General features: G+C 72.6%; 7 protein-coding genes and 1 tRNA gene. 5 read left to right on the forward strand and 3 right to left on the reverse strand.

From position 1 onward, the window contains the following. The first annotated feature begins 101 nt into the window (after window positions 1–101). Window positions 102–662 (forward strand): TetR/AcrR family transcriptional regulator, encoded by a 561-nt coding sequence (locus ACI2L3_RS03865; protein ID WP_404750661.1) that lies wholly within the window; start codon window positions 102–104, stop codon window positions 660–662. Here ACI2L3_RS03865 and ACI2L3_RS03870 read toward each other — a convergent pair. Continuing rightward, a complete protein-coding gene (locus tag ACI2L3_RS03870) occupies window positions 649–1,194 on the reverse strand; it encodes a DinB family protein (RefSeq protein WP_404750662.1) in 546 nt (181 codons plus the stop codon). The genes ACI2L3_RS03865 and ACI2L3_RS03870 overlap by 14 nt on opposite strands. Window positions 1,195–1,309: 115 nt before the next feature. On the opposite strand from ACI2L3_RS03870, the gene ACI2L3_RS03875 reads away from it, so the two are divergent. Beyond that, a complete protein-coding gene (locus ACI2L3_RS03875) occupies window positions 1,310–1,513 on the forward strand; it encodes a hypothetical protein (protein WP_404750663.1) in 204 nt (67 codons plus the stop codon). Between the two features lie 16 nt (window positions 1,514–1,529). On the opposite strand, the gene ACI2L3_RS03880 is transcribed toward ACI2L3_RS03875, so the two are convergent. Further along, window positions 1,530–2,264, reverse strand: coding sequence for a dienelactone hydrolase family protein (locus tag ACI2L3_RS03880; protein WP_404750664.1), 735 nt, complete (start codon window positions 2,262–2,264; stop codon window positions 1,530–1,532). Between the two features lie 190 nt (window positions 2,265–2,454). Then, window positions 2,455–3,549, reverse strand: coding sequence for a LuxR C-terminal-related transcriptional regulator (locus tag ACI2L3_RS03885; RefSeq protein ID WP_404750665.1), 1,095 nt, complete (start codon window positions 3,547–3,549; stop codon window positions 2,455–2,457). Between the two features lie 173 nt (window positions 3,550–3,722). Between ACI2L3_RS03885 and ACI2L3_RS03890 the strand changes: the two genes are divergently transcribed. From ACI2L3_RS03890 to ACI2L3_RS03900, 3 genes are all read left to right on the forward strand, one after another. Continuing rightward, window positions 3,723–5,150: an FAD/NAD(P)-binding protein gene (locus tag ACI2L3_RS03890; protein ID WP_404750666.1), complete on the forward strand. Its 1,428-nt coding sequence runs from the start codon at window positions 3,723–3,725 to the stop codon at window positions 5,148–5,150. 105 nt (window positions 5,151–5,255) lie between these two features. Beyond that, window positions 5,256–5,327 (forward strand) — tRNA-Cys (locus ACI2L3_RS03895). A gap of 278 nt (window positions 5,328–5,605) precedes the next feature. Next, window positions 5,606–6,919, forward strand: a 1,314-nt coding sequence (locus ACI2L3_RS03900) for a S8 family serine peptidase (RefSeq protein ID WP_404750715.1), incomplete at its 3' end; no start/stop codon positions are given.

Genomic DNA, 6,919 nt, shown 5'->3' on the forward strand with positions numbered 1-6,919 from the left:
TACGCTCATCCGGACCAGCGATCCACATAAGCGGATCACTGATCCGAATATACGGATCAGCGATCCGGTTAGTCAATCAAGTAAGCAAGCAAGAGGGACGAATGCGGGCCGACGCCAGGAAGAACCGCGACCACCTGCTCGCCGTAGCGGGCACCGCCATCGCCGAGCAGGGCGTCGACGTGGCCCTGCGCGACATCGCGCGCAGAGCCGATGTCGGGCTCGCCACGCTGCTGCGGCACTTCCCCACGCGCGAGGCGCTGCTCGACGCCCTGCTCCGCACGGGCTTCGACGAACTGACGGCGAAGGCGTGCGCGCTGGAGACGTCGGGCGCGCCGGGGGACGCGCTCGTCTCGTGGCTGCGTGACGCCGTCGCGTGGACGACGGAGTACCGGGGCGCGACCGTGCTGATGGCGGCCGCCATCGAGGACACCGAGTCCGCGCTCCACGCGTCGTGCGTGACCCTGCGCGCGGCCGGGGCGCGGCTCCTCGCCCGCGCCCAGGAAGCGGGCGCGGCGCGCGGCGACATCGACGGCGCCGACCTGTTCGCGCTGGTGGCCATGGTCGCCTGGGCCGGCGATCAGCCCTCGCTCGCGCCACGCGCCGACCACCTCCTCGACGTCGTCTCCAGCGCGGTCCTGACGAGCACGGTCAGCCCATACTGAGGGCGCCGTCCAGGGACTCCCGGATGATGTCCGCGTGGCCCGCGTGCTGGGCGGTCTCGCCGATGATGTGCAGCAGGGTCCGGCGGGCCGTCCACCGCCCGCCGGCCTCGAACCACGGCGCCTCCGGGAGCGGGTGGGAGACGTCGAGGTCGGGCAGCCCGCGCATCAACGCGTCGGTGGCGCGCGCGACTTCGGCGTACCGGTCCAGTACCCCCGCGAGCGTCTCACCGGGCAGCATCCGGAACTCCTCGGCGCGCTCGGCCCAGTCCTCGTCGGTCATGTCGGTCACGTCCCCCAGGGCCGCGAGGCCGTCCACGATGAACGCGGCCCACACCCTCTCGACCGAGGTGACGTGCTTGATGATGCCGCCCAGGCACAGCGCGCTCTCGGTGGTGCGCAGACCCGCCTGCTCGTCGGTGAGGTCGCGGGTGGTGTAGCGCAGCATCGTCCGGTGCTGGGCGAGCGTGTCGAGCAGGTCGGCGCGCTCGCCGGTGACGGTCGTCGTCTCGTCGTGGGTGGTGATGTCGGGCATGGCCGCCGCCTTCCGTAGGTACCGCTCTGTCGGTCGTGGACGACGTTAGGCGCCAACTAGGCCGGATCGTGACCTAGTTGGCGGAGCGACAGAACGGCCGCCTCCCCGGCCCGGGTTGACCCTGCCCCTGCGTCAGGGTTGGAACCTGGACGGCGCCCGTCCGCGGTACGTGAAGCTGGTCGCGTCCCGGGTCTCCGAGGCGTCCCCGGCCTGGCAGCGCATCGTCGAAACGCTCGCCCGACGCGCGGAGCGGCGAGCCGAGCAGCGGTCCGGACGACGCGCCGAGGCGCGCGACGGAAGCCGCGCGCCCACGGCCTGACCCGGTAAGCCCGGCGTCACTTCAGGTGCCGGGCAAGAAATCGGCCTGCTTCGTCGCCTGCGGACTGCGGGACGCCGGTGTGCCCGCCCATGCTGGCGTGCAGCGTCTTCTCCTCGGACCCGAAGGCGTCGAACAGGTCCAGGGCCGCCTGCCGGTCGTTCCCTTCGTCGTCCCACTGCAGCAGGACGTGCAGCGGGATGGTGACCCGGCGGGCCTCCTCGAACATGGCCCGGGGGACGAAACTCCCGGCGAACAGAACGGCGGCCGATATCCGCGGCTCGACCACCGCCAGCCGGGTCCCGATGGAGATCACTCCACCCGAGTACCCGACCGGACCGCCGACCCCGGGCAGCGACAGGAGGGCGTCCAGGGCGGCCTGCCATTCGGGAACCGCCTTGTCGACCAGTGGGAGGATGAGGGCGTCGACGATCTCGTCGCTGACCGGCTCGCCGGCCTCCATCGCCCGGCGCAGGTCAGCGCGGGCCTCCTCGGCGGCGGGCCAACGGGGCCGGTCGCCGCTTCCGGGGAGCTCGATGGTGGCCGTGGCGAAGCCGGCCGCTGAGCAGGCCCGAGCTCGGGCCACCAGTCGGGGGTACATCTTGTGCAGTCCGAGCGGGGGGTGACCGAGCAGGATCAGCGGCGCCGGTGCGGATGCGGGCGTCCACAGGATGCCGGGGATCTGACCGAGGGTGAATTCGCGTTCGAGGATGCCGTCGTCGAGGCGCTTTTCGGAAGTGAAGTGAAGGGCCATGGTCGTGCCTTTCGGGAGTGCGCTTGAACGGCGCTCCCGGGCGACCTGTCTATCGCCCGACCGTGACCCCGGAGGGGAGCACCCACGTCGATACGTTCACGGGTACCACCTCCTCGCTCTCCTGCACGGCCGACGGAAACGTAGCAGGGGCCGCAACCGCGCCGCCAACGGATATCCGCACACCGGCACGTCACCGGGCCCGGCCGGGCGGGTGCGAGGCCGCCCAGTAGTGCTCGGTGAAGAGGCGGGCCACCAGTTCTCCCCGGCTGGAGACGCCCACCTTGGCGAAGAGGGTCTTGATGCGGTCGCGGACCGTGTGCGGGGTGATGAACAGCGTCGAGGCGATCTCCGCGGTCGTCGTCCCGCGCGCGATGAGCTGGGTGACCTCCAGCTCGCGCGGCGTCAGCCCGTACGACTCCGCGATCAGGACCGCCAGGTCGGCGGGGGCCGGCGGCTCGATGACGAGAGCCACCGGGCCCGGCTGCCCGCCGGGGCCCGTGAGGCACGACGCGTGACAGACCAGCCACCTGCCCTCGGTGGTCCGGATGCGCACGCGGGCGTCGCCGTGGTCGTGGCCGTCGGCGACCGCCCGCGCCTGGAGTGCCGTGCCGATCACCCAGATCGGCAGCCGCACGCCCAGAGGGGACGGGAAGGAGGGGCCCGTGGGGAGCGACGCGAGGTGCTGCCGCGCCTCCTCGTTGATCGACATCGCCTCGCCGGAACCGTCGAAGAGGATCAGGCCGGGCGCGGGCGCGCCGGCCCGGGGTACGGGCGCGGGCGGCCGGGCGAACCCTCGTAGCAGCGTCGCCAGCGGGCGGGACTGGTCGGCGACCAGCGCGATCTCGTCCGGGCGGAACGCCTCCTCGTGGCGGAACAGGCTGACCAGGCCCCATGGCCGGTCGCCGACCCGCAGCACGGCCCGCAGTTCGTCGTGCACGCCCCACCCGCGCAGGAGGCGCCGGTAGCGGGTGCTGCGGGCGGGCAGGTCGCCGGTGGCGTCGCGCAGTCCGGCCGCGGGGACGGCCGCGCGGGCCAGCTCGCGGTACGGCAGGACGGTCTCCTCCAGGAGCTCGTTCTCCCAGTACGCGGCACAGCCCTCGCCCCGGCCCAGGTTCTCCACCAGCATCGGCGCCGTGATCAACCCCGTCTCCGGGTCCGTGGCCCGCCACACGGCCGAGTCGAACGGCACGAGGCGGCGCAGGCCGGCCGACGCCCGCTCGAACAACTCGACCGCGCTCGCGGCGCGTTCGGCCCCGGCGAGCACCCGTCGGCGTGGATCGTTCATGCGCGGCTCTCCCCCTCCTTGCCCCGCTCAGCTTGCACGGTCCCACGCGCGGCACCAACCCCTCATCCGAGGGGGTCGGCCCTGTCCGATCACCCACAGGCGGGGGATGGGGTTCTCGGGCGCACCCGACGAGAGTCGACGGCGATCCCACCCGGACACCTCGGAGGTTGAGCATGGACATCGCCATCGTCGGAGGGGGCGCCGCAGCCGTCGGCCTGCTGGACGCCCTGACCACCGCCCCCAGCCCCGCCGGCCCCGTCGGCCCTGCCGGCCCCGGCACCATCACCGTCTTCGAGCCGTCGCCGAACCTGTGGCGGGGCCGGCCGTACGGCCCGGACCTCGACTCGGTCCTGGTGAACGCGCCGCCCGCCATCATGTCCATCCGCCACGGCGACCTGGACCACTACGCGACCTGGCTCGGCGAACGGGCCACCGACCACCTGGACGAACTCCTCGGCCGCCCCCTCGTCCCCCGGGCGCTCTACGGCGAGTACCTGACCCACACCGCCGAGAAGGCGATGGCCGCGCTGGCCGAACGGGGGTGGTCCGTCCGCGTCGTGCCCGACCGCGTGACCGGGGCCGACCGCGTGACCGGGACCGACCGCTCCGGTGCCCACCTGATCCTGCGCACCGACGAGGGCCGGGAGCACGCCGCGACGCGGGTGGCGCTGTGCGTCGGTGCGGGCAGCCCTCCGGACCTGTACGGCCTCGCGGGCAGTTCGGAGTACACGGCCGACCCCTACCCGCTGGCCGGCACGCTCGACCGCATCCCGGCCGGAAGCGAGGTGGCCGTCATCGGGAGCGGCCTGACCGCCGTGGACGTCGTCGTGTCACTCGCCGCACGCGGCCACCGGGGCCCGATCACACTGCTCTCCCGAACCGGCGTGCTGCCGTACGTCTGGCAGCGCCCCGTCGACCGGCGCCCGCTCCACCTGACCGCCGAACGCGTGGCGGCCCTGCACACCGCGCACGGAACCGTCACCCTCGACGACCTCGTCGACCTGTCGCGCCGGGAACTCACCGACGCCGGGGAGGACTTCGACGGGCTCGCGGCCGAGCTCCTGGGGACCGTGGCCGCCGACCCGGCCCGGCGGCTCCGGCAGCAGCTCGACGCCGTCGACGACCCCCGGATCGGCCGCCGCATGCTCCAGGAGGCGGCGCACACCGTCGGCCCGTACGCGTGGCGGCTGCTGCCCGAATCCGACCGCGCGCGCCTGCGGCGCCACCTCCGCACGGTCACCGCCATGGCCTCGCCCATGGTCCCGGTGAATGCGTCCGTCCTGATGCGGCTGCTGGACACCGGTCAGCTCACCATCACTTCCGGCGTCCAACGGATCGAGCGGGTCGACGGACGGTACGTCATCAACGCCGTGAACCCACCCCCGCAAGCGATACCCGCCACCGCCCGGCACCTGGTCGACTCCCTGGTCGCCACCGGCCTGGCCGCGCTCCACCCCGCAGGCGGGCTGGTCCCCACCGACCCGCGCGTGCACGTGGTCGGCGACCTGGCCGGTGGTGGCCCGTTCATCACCTCGGGCATCCCCGGCATCGCGGCCCAGTCTTCCCGCACGGCCCAGGCCCTGTGTGCCCGCCTTTCATGAACGCCATATGGCAGTCCCGTTGCACCACCCCGTGATCCCTTGAGGCCGTCGACCGGGCACGGCTACGTTCGAGAAGTCAGGTCGAAGAAGTCACATCGACGACTTGGCCGTGTGCCCGAGTGGCTGAGGGGCTGGACTGCAAATCCAGTAACGCGGGTTCGATTCCCGCCACGGCCTCTTTCGCCCAACCGAAGGGGTGGTCCTCAAGGGGACCACCCCTTTCGCGTTCCCGGCGGGTTCCGGGTGGGGGGGGGTTCCCGTGAACCATCTCTCAAAATCTCATGGGAACCACACAGCCATGTAACCCCAACTACCCGATCAGGTAACGGAGTTCAGCCCGCGCCCCGGCGGTCTGCATACTCGCCGGACAGCACCTCGGACCACGACTCCAGGGGGAAGACTTGCGCCACCACGCCAGAAGAGCGGGCGCGGCCACCGTCGCCGCGGCCGCCGCCATGGCCCTCGCAGCGGGCTCGACCGGCCCCGCGTCGGCCACGCCACCGACCCGGGCCCCGGCCGGGGCCGACACCCGCGTCACCCATCTCACGCTCCTCACCGGCGACCGCGTCACCGTCGACCGCGACGGCCGCGTCACCGGATTCCGGCCCGCGAAGGGCCGTGAACGCATACCCGTACGGACCCAGCGCCTGCCCAACGGCCACACCCTCGTCCTGCCCGCCGACGCCCAGCGCCTGATAGCCGACGGCACGGTGGACCAACGGTTGTTCGACGTCGTGGAGTTGAAGGAGCAGGCGTACCGTACGGCCGCCCAGCAGAAGGGTCTCAGGCTCATCGTCGGCTACAAGGGAGCCGCCTCCGCCGCCAAGGCCGAGGTCCGCGGCGCCGGTGACACCACCGTCCGCAGGACGCTGAAGTCGCTGAACGCCGACGCCGTCAGCACGCCCAAGCAGGACGCGGTCGACCTGTGGGCCGCCCTCACCAGCGGCAAGGACGGCGCCCGCACCGCGGCCTCCGGCATCAGCCACGTCTGGCTGGACGGCATCCGCAAGGCGACCCTCGACAAGAGCGTCAAGCAGATCGGCGCCGACAAGGCCTGGGCCGCCGGATACGACGGCAAGGGCGTCAAGATCGCCGTGCTCGACTCGGGCGTGGACGCGGATCATCCCGACCTCAAGGGGCAGATCCTCGCCGAGAAGAACTTCTCGGGCTCTCCGGACGCCGAGGACCGCTACGGCCACGGCACGCACGTCGCGTCCACCGCGGCGGGCACGGGCGCCAAGTCCGGCGGGAAGCTCAAGGGCGTCGCACCCGGCGCCAAGCTCCTCAACGGCAAGGTCCTCGGCGACGAGGGTGAGGGCGAGGACTCCGGGGTCATCGCCGGCATGGAGTGGGCGGCCGCCGAGGGGGCCGATGTCGTCAACCTCAGCCTCGGCGGTTACGACAGCCCCGGCGTCGACCCCCTCGAAGCCACCGTGAACAAACTCTCCGCCGGCAAAGGCATCCTCTTCGCCATCTCGGCGGGGAACGAGGGCGCACCGGAGACGGTCGGTTCGCCGGGCACCGCGGACGCCGCGCTGACCGTCGGCGCGGTCGACGACAACGACAAGCTGGCGGACTTCTCCAGCCAGGGCCCGCGGGTCGGCGACGGTGCGATCAAGCCCGACGTGACCGCGCCCGGCGTGGACATCACGGCCGCCGCCGCGCCCGGCTCCATCATCGAGAAGGAGGTCGGCCAGAGCCCCGAGGGCTATCTGACGATCTCCGGTACGTCGATGGCCGCCCCGCACGTCGCGGGCGCCGCCGCCCTG

Origin of the sequence: Streptomyces sp. NPDC029674 (assembly GCF_044903205.1) — a bacterium.
Lineage (GTDB): Bacteria > Actinomycetota > Actinomycetes > Streptomycetales > Streptomycetaceae > Streptomyces.